Genomic DNA, 19,483 nt, shown 5'->3' on the forward strand with positions numbered 1-19,483 from the left:
AACGTTTATCAATTAAAGCCAATCTTGGTGCTTTTATTTATAACTGATCACGCTATACGGCCGACTGGAAATAGCGATTTTATCGATAGATCGTAATAAATCAATGTCACCAAAAATTCGGACGCGCACACTTGCCAAACCAGAGAAACGAACTAGCGTCTAAACTTCAATGGGTCCACTTTATTTCTTCAACCGACAGCCAAAGCTTTTGGAACGGGCTTTTCAGGTAATGGCCATATGCCTATAAACACGACATAAGTCATTAATTAACAATGGAATGTCACCATGCATTGATCTAAGTCAGATGATTGAACAGCTAACAGAATTAACCTGTTTCCTCTCTTCTCCTGCATTGGAGTCATGCAATGTCTGAATCCCCCGGAAAACTAAAGCTGGGCGCATTGGTTGCGTTGGTTGTCGGCTCAATGATTGGTGGCGGGATTTTTTCCCTGCCGCAGAACATGGCCGCCAGTGCCGACGTCGGTGCCGTGCTGATCGGTTGGGCCATCACCGCGGTCGGCATGCTGACCCTCGCGTTTGTCTTCCAGACTCTTGCCAATCGAAAACCTGACCTGGACGGCGGTGTCTACGCCTACGCCAAGGCCGGTTTCGGCGACTACATGGGTTTCTCGTCCGCCTGGGGTTACTGGATCAGTGCCTGGCTGGGCAACGTCGGTTATTTCGTTCTGCTGTTCAGCACCCTCGGCTACTTCTTTCCCATTTTTGGTGAGGGGAATACGGTTGCCGCGGTGATCGGTGCGTCGGTGCTGCTCTGGGGTGTGCATTTCCTCGTGCTGCGGGGGATCAAGGAAGCGGCGTTCATCAACCTGGTGACCACCGTCGCCAAGATCGTGCCGCTGCTGCTGTTTGTGCTGATCGCGATTTTTGCGTTCAAACTGGACATCTTTACCGCTGACATCTGGGGTGTAAAAAACCCGGACCTGGGCAGCGTGATGAACCAGGTGCGCAACATGATGCTGGTCACCGTCTGGGTGTTCATCGGCATTGAAGGCGCGAGCATCTTCTCGGCCCGCGCGGAAAAACGCAGCGACGTCGGTAAGGCCACGGTGATCGGTTTCATCACCGTGCTGCTGTTCCTGGTGCTGGTGAACGTGTTGTCGCTGGGCATCATGACTCAACCGGAACTGGCCAAACTGCAGAACCCGTCGATGGCCGCCGTGCTGGAACATATCGTCGGTCCGTGGGGCGCGGCGCTGATCAGCGTCGGCCTGATCATTTCCCTGCTCGGTGCGTTGCTGTCGTGGGTGCTGCTGTGTGCGGAGATCATGTTCGCCGCCGCCAAGGACCACACCATGCCAGCCTTCCTGCGCAAGGAAAACGCCAACCATGTGCCGGTCAACGCCTTGTGGCTGACCAACGCGATGGTGCAGCTGTTCCTGATCATCACCCTGTTTTCCGCCAGCACTTACCTGTCGCTGATCTACCTCGCCACCTCGATGATTCTGGTGCCATACCTGTGGTCGGCGGCTTACGCGCTGCTGCTGGCGGTGCGCGGCGAGAGCTATGAAAACGCAGCGGCCGAACGCAGCAAAGACCTGTTCATCGGCGCCGTCGCGTTGATCTACGCGGTCTGGCTGATCTATGCCGGCGGCGTCAAATACCTGCTGCTCTCCGCCCTGCTCTATGCCCCCGGCGCGATCCTGTTCGCCAAGGCCAAGCTTGAAGTCAACAAACCGGTTTTCACCAACGTCGAGAAGCTGATTTTCGCCGCAGTCGTCGCGGGCGCTCTGGTGGCGGCTTACGGACTGTATGACGGCTTCCTGACCCTGTAACACCCGACTTGTTTTGTCATCTGGAGGATCACTGTAATGACCACGGAAAAAGTTAAGTACGGCGTACATTCCGAAGCCGGCAAACTGCGCAAAGTCATGGTTTGCTCCCCAGGCCTGGCCCATCAGAGGCTGACCCCGAACAACTGCGACGAACTGCTTTTCGATGATGTGTTGTGGGTCGCCCAGGCCAAGCGCGACCACTTCGACTTCGTCAACAAAATGCGCGAACGCAATATCGATGTACTGGAAATGCACAACCTGCTGACCGACATCGTTGCCATCCCGGAAGCCCTCGACTGGATTCTGGAACGCAAGGTCACTGCCAACTCGGTCGGCCTCGGCCTGATCAACGAAACCAGCTCCTGGCTACGCAGCCTGGAGCCGCGCAAGATCGCCGAATTCCTGATTGGCGGTGTTTCCGCTGACGACCTGCCGGACAGCTTCGGCGGCAAGACCATTCAGATGTTCCGCGACTTCCTCGGCCACTCCAGCTTCATTCTGCCGCCGCTGCCCAACACCCAATTCACCCGCGACACCACCTGCTGGATCTACGGCGGCGTGACACTGAACCCGATGTACTGGCCGGCGCGTCGCCAGGAAACCCTGCTGACCACCGCCATTTATAAATTCCACCCACAGTTCACCAACGCCGACTTCGAAATCTGGTACGGCGACCCGGACAAGGAACACGGCAGCTCCACCCTTGAAGGCGGCGACGTGATGCCGATCGGCAACGGCGTGGTGTTGATCGGCATGGGCGAGCGCTCATCCCGCCAGGCCATCGGCCAACTGGCGGTGAACCTGTTCAAGAACAAAGCCGTCGAGAAAGTCATCGTCGCCGGCCTGCCGAAATCCCGTGCAGCAATGCACCTGGACACGGTGTTCAGCTTCTGCGACCGCGACCTGGTCACGATCTTCCCGGAAGTGGTGAACCAGATCGTCGCCTTCACCCTGCGCCCTGATGAAGGCAAACCGGGCGGCATCGACATTCGCCGCGAAGAAACCAACTTCCTCGACACCGTGGCCAAGGCCCTGAATCTCAAAGCGCTGCGCGTGGTGGAAACCGGCGGCAACAGCTTCGCCGCCGAACGCGAGCAATGGGACGACGGCAACAACGTGGTGGCCGTGGAGCCCGGGGTGGTGATCGGTTATGACCGCAACACCTACACCAACACCCTGCTGCGCAAGGCCGGTGTGGAGGTCATCACCATCAGCGCCGGCGAACTCGGACGCGGTCGTGGCGGCGGACATTGCATGACCTGCCCGATCATTCGCGACCCTATCGACTACTAAACGACCATCTCCCCGGCCGCACTGACCCGTAGCGGCCGGGCCGATTACCGAATCCAAGGAGAATCATCATGGCGTTCAACATCCACAACCGTAACCTGCTCAGCCTGGAGCACCACACGCCCCGTGAGCTGCGCTACCTGCTCGACCTGTCCCGCGACCTCAAACGTGCGAAGTACACCGGCACCGAGCAGCAACACCTCAAAGGCAACAACATCGCGCTGATCTTCGAAAAAACCTCGACCCGCACCCGTTGCGCCTTCGAAGTCGCGGCCTATGACCAAGGTGCCAACGTCACCTACATCGACCCGAATTCCTCGCAAATCGGCCACAAGGAAAGCATGAAGGACACCGCCCGCGTTCTGGGGCGCATGTACGACGCCATCGAATACCGTGGCTTCAAGCAGGAAATCGTAGAGGAACTGGCCAAGTTCGCCGGTGTGCCGGTGTTCAACGGCCTCACCGACGAGTACCACCCAACGCAAATGATCGCCGACGTGCTGACCATGCGTGAACACGCGGACAAACCTATCCACGAAATCAGCTACGCCTACCTGGGCGACGCCCGCAACAATATGGGCAACTCGCTGCTGCTGGTCGGCGCCAAGCTGGGAATGGACGTGCGCATCTGCGCGCCCAAAGCCTTGTGGCCAACAGATGATCTGGTGGCTCGCTGCAAAAAATACGGTGAAGAAAGCGGCGCCCGCATCACGCTGACCGAGGACCCGAAAGCCGCGGTAAAAGGCGTGGACTTCATTCACACCGACGTATGGGTGTCGATGGGCGAGCCGGTCGAAGCCTGGGCCGAACGCATCCAGCAACTGCTGCCGTACCAGGTCAACGCGGAACTGATGAAAGCAACCGGCAACCCGCGCACCAAGTTCATGCACTGTCTGCCGGCGTTCCATAACAGCGACACCAAGATCGGCAAACAGATTGCCGAGCAGTACCCGAACTTGAGCAACGGCATCGAAGTCACCGATGACGTGTTCGAGTCGCCGGCCTGCATCGCCTTCGAGCAAGCGGAAAACCGCATGCACACGATCAAGGCGATCCTGGTATCGACGTTGGCTGACTTGTAAGGACTGATCCGGTTCCTCCTGCAGGAACGCGTCCTCTGTGGGAGCTGGCTTGCCTGCGATGGCATCACCTCGGTCTGGCAGATACACCGAGGCGATGCCATCGCAGGCAAGCCAGCTCCCACATAGACCGAGTTCTGACAGTGGGGCCGAGCCGCTCGCAATTTCTCTGTTTAGAAGGACTGCATTATGCGTATCGTCGTTGCTCTGGGCGGTAACGCCCTGCTCCGCCGTGGTGAACCCATGACTGCGGACAATCAGCGCGCCAACATCCGGATCGCCACCGAACAGATCGCCAAGATCCATGCCGGCAATGAATTGGTGATCGCCCACGGCAATGGCCCGCAAGTGGGCCTGCTGTCGCTGCAAGCCGCGGCCTATACCTCGGTTTCGCCTTACCCGCTGGACGTGCTCGGTGCCGAAACCGAAGGCATGATCGGCTACATCATTGAACAGGAACTGGGCAATCTGCTCGACTTCGAAGTGCCCTTCGCGACCCTGCTGACCCAGGTCGAAGTCGACGCCAACGACCCGGCCTTCCAGAACCCCACCAAACCCATCGGCCCGGTCTATGCCAAAGCCGAAGCGGAAAAACTCGCCGCAGAGAAAGGCTGGGCGATTGCCCCGGACGGCGACAAATACCGTCGCGTGGTGGCCAGCCCAAGACCAAAACGCATCTTTGAAATCCGTCCGATCAAATGGCTGCTGGAAAAAGGCAGCATCGTAATCTGCGCCGGCGGTGGCGGCATTCCAACGATGTACGGCGCCCACGGCAAGCTGCAAGGCGTGGAAGCGGTGATCGACAAGGACCTGTGTTCGGCGCTGCTGGCTGAACAGCTTGAAAGTGATCTGCTGGTGATCGCCACCGACGTCAGCGCGGCGTTCATCGATTACGGCAAACCCACCCAGAAAGCCATCGCCCAGGCCCACCCCGACGACATGGAAAAACTCGGCTTCGCCGCCGGCTCCATGGGACCGAAGGTCCAGGCCGCTTGCGAGTTTGCCCGCCATACTGGAAAAACCGCGGTGATCGGTTCACTCTCGGACATCGAGGCGATCGTCCAGGGCAAGGCCGGCACCCGCATCAGCACGGCGACACCTGGCATAACTTACTTGTAAGGAGAAACGTCAATGGCAACGTTTGAGCCCGGTCACTTGCACATCGAGCGCCACGCGCTGACCCCGGATGATGTCAACTACAACGTGCACCTCGACTATGAGGTCAGCAAGAACGACAAAGGGGAAAAAGGCATCCAGTTCACCATGCATGGCAGCATTCAGGGCAAGGACATGTCAGAGCCCTTCTTTCTGCCCAAGGCGGAGGCTTACAACTTCGCCAACAACGTGACAAAAATCGCCGAGAAATACGGAATCCCGAAGACACACAGCCAGATCGGCTCGGTTCACAAGCATTACGATTTAATGTTTGAAGACATCCGGGAGCAGTTAAATATGAAATCCGGCGACCCGGTAGACCTCAAGAACTTCGAATAACCCACGGTCCCTGTGGGAGCGAGCCTGCTCGCGATGACGGACTTTCATTCGCTATGGATGGCGACTGAAAGATCGCGACCCACGACCTGTAGGAGCGAGCGGGCGGCGATCCGACTTGCCCGCGAAGCTTTTAGCGGTCTTGATGGCCTCTTCGCGGGCAAGCCTCGCTCCTACAGGTTGAACACGCGCATTTCACCATTCGCCCGCCCCAAGGCATACTTGCCACCCTCCGCACGTCAGATTAAAAAACCGCCCCATGCGTATCCACGTCAGCTTCATCGACCGCGTCGGCATTACCCAGGAAGTCCTGGCCCTGCTCGGTGGGCGTAATCTCAATCTGGATGCAGTGGAAATGGTCCCGCCCAACGTTTACATCGACGCCCCGACCCTGAGCCCGCAAGTGCTCGAAGAGCTGCGCGATGCTTTACTCAGCGTGCGTGGCGTGCAAGCGATGACGGTGGTCGACATCCTGCCCGGACAACGTCGGCACTTGCAGCTCGATGCGCTGCTCGCCGCCATGACCGACCCGGTGCTGGCCCTGGACAGCGACGGCAAGGTGTTGCTGGCCAACCCTGCGTTGATCGCCTTGTATGGTCGTGAACCGGCCGGTGAAAGCGTCGCCGATCTGTTTGCCGACCCGGCGCTGCTCGGCGCACTGCTGGAACACGGTTTCCGCCTGCCGCTGCGCGAGATCACCGTCAACGGCCAGACCCTGCTGCTGGACGCCACCCCGATCACCGACGCTGGCGCCCTGCTGACCTTGTATCAACCGAACCGCATCGGTGAACGCCTCTCGGCGTTGCACCACGACCATGCCGAAGGGTTCGACGCGTTGCTCGGCGAGTCCCCGGCGATTCGAACCCTCAAGGCGCGCGCCCAGCGTGTGGCGGCACTGGATGCACCGTTGTTGATCCAGGGCGAAACCGGCACCGGCAAAGAGCTGGTGGCGCGGGCCTGCCACGCCATCAGCACTCGGCACAGTTCGCCGTTCCTGGCACTGAACTGCGCGGCATTGCCGGAGAACCTCGCCGAAAGCGAACTGTTCGGCTATGCCCCCGGTGCCTTCACCGGCGCACAACGGGGCGGCAAACCGGGACTGATGGAACTGGCGAACCAGGGCACGGTGTTTCTCGATGAAATCGGCGAGATGTCGCCGTACTTGCAGGCGAAGTTGCTGAGGTTCCTCAACGACGGCAGCTTCCGGCGAGTGGGGGGTGATCGCGAAGTGAAGGTCAACGTGCGGATCCTCAGCGCGACCCACCGCAATCTGGAAAAAATGGTCAGCGAAGGTGCGTTCCGCGAAGACCTGTTTTATCGCCTCAACGTCCTGAACGTCGAAGTCCCGCCCCTGCGCGAGCGCGGCCAGGACATCCTGCTGCTGGCCCGCTATTTCATGCAGCAGGCCTGCGCGCAGATCCAGCGCCCGGTCTGTCGCCTGGCACCGGGCACCTACCCCGCGCTGCTGGGTAACCGCTGGCCGGGCAACGTGCGGCAATTGCAGAACGTGATCTTCCGCGCGGCGGCCATTTGCGAAAGCAGCCTGGTGGACATCGGCGACCTCGACATCGCCGGCACTTCCGTGGCGCGCCAGAGTGACAACGACGTCGACAGCCTGGAGCAGGCGATGGAAGAGTTTGAGAAGACACTGCTGGAAAAACTCTACGTCAGTTACCCCTCGACACGGCAACTGGCCAGTCGCTTGCAAACTTCCCACACCGCGATTGCCCATCGGTTGCGCAAGTACGGGATTCCCAATAAGCCCTGAAATCGCCCCAGACACACCGTAGCCCCCTGTGGGAGCCAGCCTGCTGGCGATTGCGGTGTGGCAGGCAAAAAAGATGTCGACTGACAGAACCTAATCGCCAGCAGGGCTGGCTCCCACAGGTTTTGTTTTTTGTCAGGAAATCCTCTTCAAAAACGACCTCCATCTGTACTGAAAGCGCTACAGCGGAACGATATCGCTACACCCTCCCTCGATCACCGCTGTGCAAGGCTTTGATCCACCTCAGCTTTTTTCTTCGCATCCGACTGTAGCGATTTCGCTACAGCCGGAGAACATTTCTCTGCGCAAAAACATCTCAAGCTATTGATTTATAACGACAAAAAAACATTGGCCGCGAAATTGCTTAGTAACCCGCCATAAAGCAGGGCTTTAGCCCAAAGCATTCAATCGCGTCCACCAGACGAGTCTGGCCCCCTTAGGAGTTTCCATGAGCGAGTTGCGTTTTACTGAAGATCACGAATGGCTGCGCACTGAAGCTGACGGCAGCGTTACCGTCGGCATCACTGCTTTCGCACAGAACGCCCTGGGCGACGTGGTTTTCGTACAACTGCCTGAGCTGCAGTCCTACGACAAAGGCGCCGAAGCCGCCACTGTGGAATCGGTAAAAGCCGCCAGCGGTGTGTACATGCCACTCGACGGTGAAGTGCTGGAAGTGAACCCGGCACTCGACAGCAGCCCAGAACTGGTCAACGAAGACCCGTTGGGTGAAGGCTGGTTCTTCCGCTTCCAGCCAAGCGACGCCTCGGCTGTCGCCAAACTGCTGGATCAGGACGCCTATGACCGTCTGATCAAAGCCAACGCCGAAGCCTGAGGAGCGCCCGACATGACTCAAGTAAATCTTACGACCGCCAACGAATTCATCGCCCGCCACATCGGCCCGCGCTCCGGCGACGAGCAAGCCATGCTCAACAGCCTCGGTTTTGACTCGCTGGAAGCCCTGAGCGCCAGCGTCATTCCCGACAGCATCAAAGGCACCAGCGTCCTCGGTCTCGAAGATGGCCTGAGCGAAGCCGATGCCCTGGCCTTGATCAAATCCATCGCCGGCAAAAACCAGCTGTTCAAGACTTACATCGGCCAAGGCTACTACGGCACGCACACACCGTCGCCGATCCTGCGCAACCTGCTGGAAAACCCGGCCTGGTACACCGCGTACACCCCGTACCAGCCAGAAATTTCCCAGGGTCGTCTCGAAGCGCTGCTGAACTTCCAGACCCTGATCAGCGACCTCACCGGCCTGCCGATTGCCAACGCCTCGCTGCTGGATGAAGCCACCGCTGCCGCCGAAGCCATGACCTTCTGCAAACGCCTGAGCAAGAACAAGGGCAGCCACGCCTTCTTCGCGTCCGTGCATTGCCACCCGCAGACCCTCGACGTACTGCGCACCCGTGCCGAGCCGCTGGGCATCGACGTCGTCGTCGGTGACGAACTCGAACTGACTGACGTGACGCCGTTCTTCGGCGCGCTGCTGCAATACCCGGCGAGCAACGGTGATGTATTTGATTACCGCGAACTGACCGAACGCTTCCACGCCGCCAATGCGCTGGTGGCGGTCGCCGCCGACCTGCTGGCCCTGACCGTGCTGACCCCGCCGGGCGAGTTCGGCGCCGACGTGGCCATCGGCAGCGCGCAACGCTTCGGCGTGCCACTGGGCTTTGGTGGCCCACACGCTGCTTATTTCTCGACGAAAGATGCGTTCAAGCGCGACATGCCGGGCCGTCTGGTCGGTGTCTCCGTGGACCGTTTCGGCAAGCCGGCCCTGCGCCTGGCGATGCAGACTCGCGAGCAACACATCCGCCGCGAGAAGGCCACGTCGAACATCTGCACCGCGCAAGTATTGTTGGCTAACATCGCCAGCATGTACGCCGTGTACCACGGTCCGAAAGGCCTGACGCAGATTGCCAACCGCGTTCATCACCTGACCGCGATTCTGGCTAAAGGCCTGAAAGCAATCGGTCTGAACGTCGAGCAAGCCAACTTCTTCGACACCCTGACGATCAAGACCGGCGCTAACACCGCCAAGCTGCACGACAAGGCTCACGCCCAGCAGATCAACCTGCGCGTCGTGGATGCAGAACGTCTGGGCCTGTCCCTCGACGAAACCACTTCGCAAGCCGACGTGGAAACCTTGTGGGCCTTGCTGGCCGACGGCAAAACCCTGCCGGACTTCGCCGCCCTCGCCGCTTCGGTTCAAGCGACCATTCCAGCGGCACTGGTGCGCCAGTCGCCAATCCTCAGCCACCCGGTGTTCAACCGTTATCACTCGGAAACCGAGCTGATGCGCTACCTGCGCAAGCTCGCCGACAAGGACCTGGCGCTGGACCGCACCATGATCCCGCTGGGTTCGTGCACCATGAAACTCAACGCCGCCAGCGAAATGATCCCGGTGACCTGGGCCGAATTCGGTGCCCTGCACCCGTTCGCCCCGGCCGAGCAAAGCGCCGGCTACCAGCAACTGACCGACGAACTGGAAGCGATGCTCTGCGCCGCCACAGGTTACGACGCGATCTCGCTGCAACCGAACGCCGGTTCCCAAGGTGAGTACGCTGGCTTACTGGCGATCCGTGCCTATCACCAGAGCCGTGGCGAAGACCGCCGCGACATCTGCCTGATCCCATCGTCGGCCCACGGCACCAACCCGGCGACCGCCAACATGGCCGGCATGCGCGTGGTTGTGACAGCTTGCGATGCCCGCGGCAACGTTGACATTGAAGACCTGCGCGCCAAGGCCATCGAGCACCGCGAACACCTCGCGGCGCTGATGATCACCTACCCGTCGACCCATGGCGTGTTCGAAGAAGGCATCCGCGAAATCTGCGGCATCATTCACGACCACGGCGGCCAGGTGTACATCGACGGCGCCAACATGAACGCGATGGTCGGCCTCTGCGCGCCGGGCAAGTTCGGCGGCGACGTGTCGCACCTGAACCTGCACAAAACCTTCTGCATCCCACACGGCGGTGGCGGCCCGGGCGTTGGCCCGATTGGCGTGAAATCGCACCTGACCCCGTTCCTGCCGGGCCACGCCCAGATGGAGCGCAAGGAAGGCGCAGTCTGCGCAGCACCGTTCGGCAGCGCGAGCATTTTGCCGATCACCTGGATGTACATTCGGATGATGGGCGGCGCGGGTCTCAAGCGCGCTTCGCAACTGGCGATCCTCAATGCCAACTACATTTCCCGTCGCCTCGAAGAGCATTACCCAGTGCTGTACACCGGCAGCAACGGTCTGGTGGCGCACGAATGCATCCTCGACCTGCGTCCGTTGAAAGACAGCAGCGGCATCAGCGTCGATGACGTCGCCAAGCGCCTGATCGACTTCGGTTTCCATGCGCCGACCATGTCCTTCCCGGTGGCCGGCACGTTGATGATCGAACCGACCGAAAGCGAATCCAAAGAAGAACTGGACCGCTTCTGCGACGCCATGATCCGCATCCGCGAAGAAATCCGCGCAGTGGAAAACGGCACGCTGGACAAGGATGACAACCCGCTGAAAAACGCTCCGCACACCGCGGCGGAAATCGTTGGCGAGTGGACCCATCCGTACAGCCGTGAGCAAGCGGTTTACCCGGTAGCGTCGTTGATCGAAGGCAAGTACTGGCCACCGGTCGGTCGTGTCGACAACGTGTTTGGCGATCGCAACCTGGTTTGCGCTTGCCCGTCGATCGAAAGCTACGCTTGATCTATAGGGGCGGGTTTTCTCGCCCCGACAAGGACACCGTGACCCGTAGGAGCGAGGCTTGCCCGCGAAGAGGCCATCAAGGCCACTAAAAGCTTCGCGGGCAAGCCTCGCTCCTACGGGTTCGGGGTGCGCCTCATAACAAGAAACCGGAGAACAACCATGTCTTTAAGCGTGTTCGACCTGTTCAAGATTGGCATCGGCCCCTCCAGCTCCCACACCGTCGGCCCGATGCGTGCCGCTGCACGTTTCGCCGAAGGGTTGCGCCGTGAAGGGCTGTTGCCGGCAACCACCTGCGTCAAAGTCGAGCTCTACGGCTCACTCGGCGCCACCGGTAAAGGCCACGGCAGCGACAAAGCCGTGTTGCTCGGCCTGGAAGGCGAACACCCGGACACCGTGAACACCGAAACCGTCGCCGCCCGTCTCTTGGAGATTCGCGGCAATGGTCGCTTGAACCTGCTCGGCGAACACAGCATTGCGTTCAACGAGAAAGAACACCTGGCGATGATCCGCAAACCATTGCCCTATCACCCCAACGGCATGATCTTTCGCGCGTTCGACGCCGCCGGCCTGCAGATCCGCAGTCGTGAGTACTACTCGGTTGGCGGCGGATTCGTGGTCGATGAGGACGCCGCCGGCGCCGACCGCATTGTCGAAGACGCCACGCCGCTGACCTTCCCGTTCAAAAGCGCCAAGGACCTGCTCGGTCATTGCGCCACTTACGGCTTGTCCATCAGCCAGGTGATGCTGACCAACGAAAGCGCCTGGCGCCCGGAAGCGGAAACCCGCGCCGGCCTGCTGAACATCTGGCAAGTGATGCAGGATTGCGTCGCCGCCGGTTGCCGCAATGAAGGGATCTTGCCTGGCGGCTTGAAGGTCAAACGTCGGGCCGCGGCGCTGCATCGGCAACTGTGCAAGAACCCGGAATCGTCATTGCGCGACCCGCTGTCGGTGCTGGACTGGGTCAACCTGTACGCCCTGGCGGTCAACGAAGAAAACGCCAACGGCGGACGTGTCGTCACTGCGCCCACTAACGGTGCCGCGGGCATCGTCCCGGCGGTGCTGCATTACTACATGCGCTTCATCCCCGGTGCCAACGAAGACGGCGTCGTGCGCTTTCTGCTGACCGCCGCCGCGATCGGCATTCTCTACAAGGAAAACGCCTCGATCTCCGGTGCCGAAGTCGGGTGTCAGGGTGAAGTCGGCGTGGCCTGTTCCATGGCGGCCGGCGCCTTGTGCGAAGTGCTCGGCGGCAGCGTGCAGCAAGTGGAAAACGCGGCCGAAATCGGCATGGAACACAACCTCGGCCTGACCTGCGACCCGATTGGCGGGCTGGTGCAAGTACCTTGCATCGAGCGCAACGCCATGGGTTCGGTGAAAGCCATCAATGCGGTGCGCATGGCCCTGCGCGGCGACGGTCAGCACTTCGTCTCCCTCGACAAGGTCATCCGCACCATGCGCCAGACCGGCGCCGACATGAAAAGCAAATACAAGGAAACCGCCCGTGGCGGTTTGGCGGTCAACATTATCGAGTGCTGATGCTCACGCGCATCCGCACACTTTTCAGGAGCTGAATATGTCCACCGAACAATTGCTGAAAACCCCGCTGCACGCACTGCACATCGAACTCGGCGCGCGCATGGTGCCGTTCGCCGGCTACGACATGCCGGTGCAATACCCCCTGGGCGTGATGAAAGAACACCAGCACACCCGTGATCAGGCCGGGCTGTTCGATGTCTCGCACATGGGCCAGATCCGCCTGACCGGCGCCAATGCCGCCAAGGCGCTTGAAACCCTGGTACCGGTCGACATCATCGACCTGCCGGTAGGCATGCAGCGCTATGCGATGTTCACCAACGAAACCGGTGGCATCCTCGACGACCTGATGGTCGCCAACCTGGGTAACGACGAACTGTTCCTGGTGGTCAACGCTGCCTGCAAGGATCAGGACCTCGCGCATCTGCGCAAGCATATCGGCGATCAGTGCACGATCGAGCCGCTGTTCGAAGAACGCGCGTTGCTGGCCCTGCAAGGTCCGGCCGCGGTCACCGTGCTCGCGCGCCTGGCACCTGAAGTGGCGAAGATGACTTTCATGCAGTTCACTCGCGTGAAACTGGTGGGTGTCGAGTGCTTTGTCAGTCGTTCGGGCTACACGGGTGAAGACGGTTTCGAAATCTCCGTGCCTGCTGCCAACGCCGAAGCCCTGGCTCGCGCCCTGCTGGCCGAACCTGAAGTGGCGGCCATCGGCCTTGGCGCTCGCGACTCTCTGCGCCTGGAAGCCGGCCTGTGCCTCTACGGCCACGATATGAACACCGAGACCACGCCGATCGAAGCCAACCTGCTGTGGGCCATCTCCAAGCCACGTCGCGCCGATGGCGCACGGGCCGGCGGTTTCCCTGGGGCCGAGACCGTGTTCGCTCAACAGCAATCCGGCGTCAGCCGCAAGCGTGTGGGCCTGCTGCCTCAGGAACGCACACCGGTGCGTGAAGGCGCGGAAATCGTCAACGAAGCGGGCGACATCATCGGTACTGTTTGCAGCGGCGGCTTTGGTCCGACCCTGGGCGGTCCATTGGCCATGGGTTACCTCGACAGCGCTTATATCGCTATCGACACACCCGTATGGGCGACTGTTCGTGGGAAAAAGGTGCCTTTGCTTGTAAGCAAAATGCCATTTGTTCCACAACGCTACTATCGCGGCTGATTGACTGTTTCTATAAGTAACGCGGTTGCGTTAACAGTGCACTAATGTGTAACGCAACCGCCATAAAACAGTGCATGCCTTATCGGCAAGCTTCGATTATGAACGTTGCTTATAACGTTCGAAAACAATTGAACAACCCTATCGAATAAGCCAGCACTAGTGGACACACTACTCCCGTCAACCTGAGCAAAACCGGGCCTCTCACAGGGCTTGTTTTTTCTCCCGTAGTTGGCGTAGAGTTTGTGCACTGTGTTTGCATGGGTCGCTTGGAATCGTGACCTGGGCAGTAGCCTACAAGTTAGCTACATCCCGTTCGACGTCTTCTTACTCTCCTGCAACCAGCCCCAGTACTCTTTCATGAGAAGGAGACTGTCATTAATTTTTGCGTCAAAGGAAATAAGAAATGGCTGATCGTCAGAGCGGTACCGTCAAGTGGTTTAACGACGAGAAAGGTTTTGGTTTTATCACTCCAGAAAGCGGTCCGGATCTGTTCGTGCATTTCCGCGCTATTCAGGGCAACGGCTTCAAGAGCCTGAAAGAAGGCCAGAAAGTGACGTTCGTTGCTGTGCAAGGCCAGAAAGGCATGCAGGCTGACGAAGTACAAGCAGAAGCCTAATCTTCTGTAACGAAAAAGCCCCTGATGCTGACATCAGGGGCTTTTTTGTGCGCGTAAATCCGTAAAATGGCTTCTTTTTTCCGCCCAGAGGCTGCCATGTCGAAACACCTGCTCAAACCCGAGGGCGAGTTCCCCGCCGCCACCCTGGGTCGTCGTCTGGCAGCGATGTTCTATGACTTCCTGTTGTGTACCGCCCTGCTGATCGTCACCAGCGGCGTTTACAAGATGATCCAGATGGCGATCATCGGCGAAGACAAAATGCGCACCCTGACCGAGGCCGGTGCACTGGATGGTGATCCGTTGCTGTCGACGGTGCTGCTGTTTGTGCTGTTCGGGTTTTTCGCCAAGTTCTGGACCTGGTCCGGTCAGACACTGGGCATGCAGGTGTGGTGCATTCGCGTGCAGAACGCTGATGGCTCGTCGATCAGCTTGTGGCAGGCATTGCTGCGCGTTGTGGTGTCGATTGCGTCGCTGCTGTGCGTTGGGCTTGGGTTCTTCTGGTCGCTGTTCGATAAACAGAAACGCAGTTGGCATGACATGTATTCCAACACGCAACTCGTCCGGATTCCGAAGAAAACCAAATAGTTTCGGCAGACAAAAATCACTGTGGGAGCGAGCTTGCTCGCGATGGCGGCGTGTCAGCAAACATTAATGTCGACTGACACTCCCCCTTCGCGAGCAGGTTCGCTCCCACAGCTTTTGCGAGATCTTAAGCGTTACCGGCCAATTTCATCCGCGCAGCCTGGGTGAAATCGAGCATCCGCTTCAACGGCCGAATAGCCTGCGGAATCAACGCCGGATCCACAAAGATCTCGTTCGTCCCTTCCTTCAAGCACTTCAGCGTGCGCTCAAGGGTGTTCATGGCCATCCACGGGCAATGTGCGCAACTGCGGCAGGCTGCGCCGTTACCGGCCGTTGGGGCTTCAATGAAGACCTTGTCCGGGCACAGCTGCTGCATCTTGTAGAAGATGCCGCGATCTGTAGCCACGATCAGGGTCTTGTTCGGCAGGCTCTGCGCCGCCGCAATCAACTGACTGGTGGAACCGACGGCATCCGCCAGTTCGATCACCGAGGTCGGCGACTCCGGGTGTACCAGGATCGCGGCGTCCGGGTACAGCGCCTTCATGTCTTCGAGCTGCTTGGACTTGAACTCTTCATGAACGATGCAGGCACCGTCCCACAGCAGCATGTCCGCACCGGTTTGACGCTGGATGTAGGTGCCCAAGTGTTTGTCCGGACCCCAGATGATCGTTTCGCCGTTATCCATCAGGCTTTCGACGATCTCCAGCGCGCAGCTGGACGTCACCACCCAATCCGCACGGGCTTTGACCGCCGCCGAGGTGTTGGCATACACCACCACCGTACGCTCCGGATGTTGATCGCAGAACGCCGAAAACTCATCCACCGGGCAACCCAGGTCCAGCGAGCAGGTCGCTTCCAGGGTCGGCATCAGAATGCGTTTTTCAGGATTGAGGATTTTGGCGGTTTCGCCCATGAACTTCACACCGGCGACCAGCACGGTCTTGGCCGGATGAGCACTGCCGAAGCGCGCCATCTCCAGCGAGTCGGAGACGCAACCACCGGTTTCTTCGGCCAGAGCCTGAATCACCGGATCGCAATAGAAGTGAGCAACCAGCACCGCGTCCTGAGCCTTGAGCTCGGCAGCGATGGCGGCACGGTAAAAAGCTTCCTCCTCGACGGTCAGCGGCTTGGGCTGCTTGGCGTCGAGGTGGGCTTGAACCAGAAGGCGTTCGGAAATCTGCGTCATGTTCGCAAGACCTGCAGGCGCTTTCGCGCGAAAGTCGAGTATACACCCGGCTCCGGACCCTTCAGGGTACCGCCGGGAAAGTGAGTATCATCAGGCACGGACAGCGTTGAAGATGCGCAAGGCTACAGAATATCCGGTGGATGCAAAAGATGATTCTGACCTGCGTCACGCGGTGCAGCCCCGCGCTGGGCCGAGCTCAAATCGCGGGCAAAAAAAAATCCGGAAATCCTCACTTGCGTGGGCCTTCCAGACTTTTAAAACTGCTACAAAAATGGTGGGTCGTGTGGGATTCGAACCTACGACCAATTGGTTAAAAGCCAACTGCTCTACCAACTGAGCTAACGACCCGCTGTGTGGTGGCGCGTATAATACTGATTTTTAAGGACTATTCAACACCTAATTTGAAATAAATCAAAAATAGGGTGTTGGGTCGCTCACGCCGGCCGATGCAAAGCCTTCTGCGCGCAGTCGGCAGCTGTCGCATTTGCCGCATGCGTAGCCTTTATCGTCGGCCTGATAGCAGGAAACGGTCAGCCCATAATCGACCCCCAACTTCACGCCTGCCTGGACGATCTGCGCCTTGCTGAGGTTTTGCAGCGGCGCCTGGATACGGAAGCCATTGCCCTCGACGCCGGCCTTCGTCGCCAGATTGGCCATGCGCTCAAAGGATTCGATGAACTCGGGACGGCAGTCCGGGTAACCGGAATAATCCACCGCATTCACGCCGATAAAGATGTCACGCGCGCCGAGCACTTCAGCCCAACCCAGCGCCAGGGACAGAAACACCGTGTTGCGCGCCGGCACGTAAGTCACCGGAATACCTTCGCCCGCCACTTCCGGCACGTCGATGCTGGTGTCGGTCAGTGCCGAACCGCCGATACCGTTCAGGTTCAGACCGATCACCTTGTGTTCCACCACACCCAAATCCCGGGCGACACGTTCGGCGGCGTGCAACTCGGCTTGAGAGCGCTGACCGTAATCGAAACTCATGGTGTAGCAGCTGTAGCCTTCAGCACGGGCCATGGCCACGACCGTCGCGGAATCGAGGCCGCCGGACAGCAGGATGACCGCACGTTTTTCAGCAGTGTTCAGTTGTTCAGTCATCTCAGCGCCCCGGCTCGTCATTCCAAAGATATTTATGCAGCTGCAATTGCAGACGCACAGGCAGATTGTCCGCTACCACCCAGTCAGCCAGGTCTCGCGCATTCAGGTCATGGTGGCTTGGCGAGAACAGCACTTCGCCGGCGCGCTTGTCGAGGCCGTATTGAATCAGCTTGGACACAGCCCAGTCGTAGTCTTCCCGCGAGCAGATGACAAACTTCACCTGGTCGTTGGGCGTGAGCAGTTCGATGTTCTCGTAGCGGTTGCGATGTGCTTCTTTCGAACCCGGGGTTTTTAGATCGACGACGCGACTGACCCGTGGATCGACCGCCGAGATGTCGAGCGCACCGCTGGTTTCCAGCGACACTTCGTAACCGGCGTCACACAACTGCTTGAGCAATGGGATGGCGTTGGGTTGTGCCAGCGGCTCGCCACCGGTAACACACACGTAACGCGGACGGAAACCGGCCACTTGCTCGAGGATATCGTCGAGCGGGCGAATGGTGCCGCCAGTGAACGCGTAGGCGCTGTCGCAGTATTGGCAACGCAATGGGCAACCGGTCAGGCGCACAAAAACGGTAGGCAGCCCGGCAGTCCGCGTTTCACCCTGCAACGAGTAGAAAACTTCGGTGATTCTCAATGTGTCTTGCATAGTCGCCACGGGCATAACAGCTAAACAGGCTGTCCGCCTCCGTCAGGCACTTCAAGGAACCCCGCCATCGCGCAGATCCCAAAAAGCGTGTTTCATAAAAAGGGCGTGAATTCTAACGAAAAAACCCGCGACAAGCGCGGGTTTCTTCAAAACGGGTCAAGCAGCCCTTACATTTTCTGCAGGTCACGCTGAGCCAGCTGAGCGGCGGAAGTGCCCGGGTATTGCGACACAACCTGTTGCAGAATGCCTTTTACCTTGTCGGGGTGACCAAGTCGGCGTTCTACGTCAGCGAGCTTGTACAGCGAATCAGGCACTTTAGGGTGCTTTGGATACAGCTGCGAAACCTTGGCAAAAGCCTGACCTGCACCTTGCAGATCGCCTTTGGCCAGATTCACTTCGCCCAACCAGTACTGGGCATTGCCCGCGTATTGGCTGTTCGGGTACTTGCGCAGGAATGCGGCGAAAGCCTGGCTGGCCTTGTCGAAATCCTTGGCCTTGATCAGGTCGAAGGCTGCATCGTAATACAGTTTTTCCTTCGCAGGATCAGCTGGCTCGCTACCTGCGGCAGGTGCTTGAGCGGCGGCCGCTCCTGCGCCTGCTGCTGCACCGGGGGCATTCAAACTGCCACCGGCGGAAGAATTATCAGGAGTCGCGGCTGGTGCAACGCCGGTTCCTATGCGCCGATCAAGATCCTGATATCGCTCCAGGTTCTCTTGCTTCATGCGCGCTACATCATTTTGCAGAACTTCGATCACACCCTGTTGACGTGAGATCTGCTCCTGCATGGATTGCAATTGGTTGAACAGCTCGCCCTGTGCCGAGACAGGGGCCGAAACCCCTCCCCCGGCATAGGCGCCGTTCGTACCGTAACCCGCAGGCGGATTACTAGTCCCGCTATTGTTATAGCCGGAGTCGTTATCGACCACAGGAACCGCAGCCCACACCGCAAGCGGTGCGAGGCTGAGAGCCAAAACAGTTACAGCACGACGGCACGTTCGCATGACGAATTACTTACGCAGTTCGACGCGACGGTTTTGAGCCCAGGACTGCTCGTCGTTGCCGGTAGCAACTGGACGCTCTTCGCCGTAGGAAACCAGTTCCAGCTGAGCTGGGGAAACACCTTGCAGTACCAGGTAGCGCTGAACGGCTTTCGCACGACGCTCGCCCAGTGCCATGTTGTACTCACGAGTACCACGTTCGTCGGTGTTGCCTTCCAGAACAACGCGAGCGCCGTTAGCTTTCAGGTCTTTGGCGTGAACGTCCAGAGCGCGCATGGCTTCTGGCTTCAGGTCCGAGCTGTCGTATTCGAAGTAGAAGGTGGTGATTGCGCGCAGAGCAGCTTCTTCGCTCAGGGAGCCATCAACGGCACCAGTGTTAGCGCCGTAACCAGCGTTTGGATCAACAGCGCCTTCACCGGCGTTGTCGCCGCCTTTGGACGAGCAACCTACAGCTACAGCCATGGCCAGAGCCAGCGCAGCAAATTTACCAAACTTCAGCATTTCCATCGTGAAACTCCTAATGAACCCCAGTGTG

The 19,483-nt window shown here is 59.2% G+C and carries 17 protein-coding genes and 1 tRNA gene; 12 read left to right on the top strand and 6 right to left on the bottom strand.

What is annotated here, in order from left to right:
- Positions 1-365 precede the first annotated feature (365 nt).
- The 12 genes from arcD (at position 366) to ACYZT6_RS20435 (ending at position 15,014) form a co-directional block, all read left to right on the top strand.
- Positions 366-1,793 carry an arginine-ornithine antiporter gene (gene arcD, locus ACYZT6_RS20380; protein ID WP_462028385.1) on the top strand — a complete coding sequence of 476 codons (1,428 nt, stop codon included), beginning with the start codon at positions 366-368 and terminating at the stop codon, positions 1,791-1,793.
- A 36-nt stretch (positions 1,794-1,829) separates the two neighbouring features.
- Positions 1,830-3,086, top strand: coding sequence for an arginine deiminase (arcA, locus tag ACYZT6_RS20385; protein WP_462028386.1), 1,257 nt, complete (start codon positions 1,830-1,832; stop codon positions 3,084-3,086).
- Positions 3,087-3,154: 68 nt separating this feature from the next.
- Positions 3,155-4,165, top strand: coding sequence for an ornithine carbamoyltransferase (locus ACYZT6_RS20390; protein WP_438662218.1), 1,011 nt, complete (start codon positions 3,155-3,157; stop codon positions 4,163-4,165).
- 186 nt (positions 4,166-4,351) lie between these two features.
- Complete coding sequence (gene arcC / locus ACYZT6_RS20395) at positions 4,352-5,281, top strand: carbamate kinase (protein ID WP_462028387.1); 930 nt, start codon at positions 4,352-4,354, stop codon at positions 5,279-5,281.
- Between the two features lie 12 nt (positions 5,282-5,293).
- Entirely contained in the window at positions 5,294-5,656 is a 363-nt protein-coding gene (locus ACYZT6_RS20400) for a DUF5064 family protein (RefSeq protein WP_462028388.1), read from the top strand.
- Positions 5,657-5,912: 256 nt separating this feature from the next.
- Positions 5,913-7,421 carry a sigma-54-dependent transcriptional regulator gene (locus ACYZT6_RS20405; RefSeq protein ID WP_462028389.1) on the top strand — a complete coding sequence of 503 codons (1,509 nt, stop codon included), beginning with the start codon at positions 5,913-5,915 and terminating at the stop codon, positions 7,419-7,421.
- Between the two features lie 445 nt (positions 7,422-7,866).
- On the top strand, positions 7,867-8,250 hold the full coding sequence (gene gcvH / locus ACYZT6_RS20410) for a glycine cleavage system protein GcvH (RefSeq protein WP_033056841.1): 384 nt from the start codon (positions 7,867-7,869) through the stop codon (positions 8,248-8,250).
- A gap of 12 nt (positions 8,251-8,262) precedes the next feature.
- Positions 8,263-11,115: an aminomethyl-transferring glycine dehydrogenase gene (gene gcvP, locus ACYZT6_RS20415; RefSeq protein WP_462028390.1), complete on the top strand. Its 2,853-nt coding sequence runs from the start codon at positions 8,263-8,265 to the stop codon at positions 11,113-11,115.
- A gap of 159 nt (positions 11,116-11,274) precedes the next feature.
- Positions 11,275-12,651, top strand: coding sequence for an L-serine ammonia-lyase (locus tag ACYZT6_RS20420; RefSeq protein ID WP_462028391.1), 1,377 nt, complete (start codon positions 11,275-11,277; stop codon positions 12,649-12,651).
- Positions 12,652-12,688: 37 nt separating this feature from the next.
- Entirely contained in the window at positions 12,689-13,813 is a 1,125-nt protein-coding gene (gcvT, locus tag ACYZT6_RS20425) for a glycine cleavage system aminomethyltransferase GcvT (protein ID WP_462028392.1), read from the top strand.
- A 403-nt stretch (positions 13,814-14,216) separates the two neighbouring features.
- A complete protein-coding gene (locus tag ACYZT6_RS20430; protein WP_002552288.1) occupies positions 14,217-14,429 on the top strand; it encodes a cold-shock protein in 213 nt (70 codons plus the stop codon).
- 96 nt (positions 14,430-14,525) lie between these two features.
- Positions 14,526-15,014, top strand: a complete 489-nt coding sequence (locus tag ACYZT6_RS20435) for an RDD family protein (RefSeq protein WP_462028393.1) — start codon at positions 14,526-14,528, stop codon at positions 15,012-15,014.
- Between the two features lie 124 nt (positions 15,015-15,138).
- On the opposite strand, the gene nadA is transcribed toward ACYZT6_RS20435, so the two are convergent.
- The 6 genes from nadA to pal form a co-directional block, all read right to left on the bottom strand.
- A complete protein-coding gene (gene nadA / locus ACYZT6_RS20440; protein ID WP_077748706.1) occupies positions 15,139-16,197 on the bottom strand; it encodes a quinolinate synthase NadA in 1,059 nt (352 codons plus the stop codon).
- A gap of 272 nt (positions 16,198-16,469) precedes the next feature.
- A tRNA-Lys gene (locus ACYZT6_RS20445) sits at positions 16,470-16,545 on the bottom strand.
- 63 nt (positions 16,546-16,608) lie between these two features.
- Positions 16,609-17,301, bottom strand: a complete 693-nt coding sequence (queC, locus tag ACYZT6_RS20450; RefSeq protein ID WP_462028394.1) for a 7-cyano-7-deazaguanine synthase QueC — start codon at positions 17,299-17,301, stop codon at positions 16,609-16,611.
- Between the two features lies 1 nt (position 17,302).
- The gene (gene queE, locus ACYZT6_RS20455; RefSeq protein WP_311096459.1) at positions 17,303-17,950 is read right to left on the bottom strand and encodes a 7-carboxy-7-deazaguanine synthase QueE; all 648 of its coding nucleotides are present in this window, start codon (positions 17,948-17,950) and stop codon (positions 17,303-17,305) included.
- A 167-nt stretch (positions 17,951-18,117) separates the two neighbouring features.
- The gene (gene ybgF / locus ACYZT6_RS20460) at positions 18,118-18,951 is read right to left on the bottom strand and encodes a tol-pal system protein YbgF (protein ID WP_462028395.1); all 834 of its coding nucleotides are present in this window, start codon (positions 18,949-18,951) and stop codon (positions 18,118-18,120) included.
- 6 nt (positions 18,952-18,957) lie between these two features.
- Positions 18,958-19,455, bottom strand: a complete 498-nt coding sequence (gene pal / locus ACYZT6_RS20465) for a peptidoglycan-associated lipoprotein Pal (protein WP_003178634.1) — start codon at positions 19,453-19,455, stop codon at positions 18,958-18,960.
- Positions 19,456-19,483 lie beyond the last annotated feature (28 nt).

The organism is Pseudomonas sp. RT6P73 (assembly GCF_054897715.1).